This is a genomic window from Acinetobacter sp. A47 (genome assembly GCF_000805455.1).
Lineage (GTDB): Bacteria > Pseudomonadota > Gammaproteobacteria > Pseudomonadales > Moraxellaceae > Acinetobacter.
In genome coordinates, this window is record NZ_JSUS01000015.1 from 1 (window position 1) to 396 (window position 396).

Sequence of the window (396 nt, forward strand, 5' to 3'; positions counted from 1 at the left end):
CTCTAAAAAATATTGGTTGGTCTTTAGAAATTATCAAACAGTTGAATGATGATGAAATGAAATATGTACATCATTTAGGGGTAAGTCCAATATTTTCGACTCCAACAAAAACCAATACGATTACTGAATGGGGTTTTGAAGGATTAAAATTTTTGAAAACTAAAACATCAAAACCATTGATTGCAATTGGCGGAATTAATGAAAGTAATATTGCTAAAATCATACAAGCCGGTGCAGATAGTGTTGCAATTGTTTCTGCAATTTGCGGAAGCAAAAATCCAAAAAAATCTGCCCAAATTTTAAAACAAATTATTAACGAAAATGAATACCATCCAAAAAGCATATAGTGTCTTAACAATTGCCGGATTTGACGGAAGCGGTGGCGCTGGCATACAA

General features: G+C 32.8%; 1 protein-coding gene. It reads left to right on the forward strand.

The features are described from left to right. Positions 1 to 347 (forward strand): thiamine phosphate synthase (locus tag OC23_RS05080; protein WP_038343269.1); only part of this gene is annotated, 347 nt, incomplete at its 5' end. Between the last annotated feature and the right edge of the window lie 49 nt (positions 348 to 396).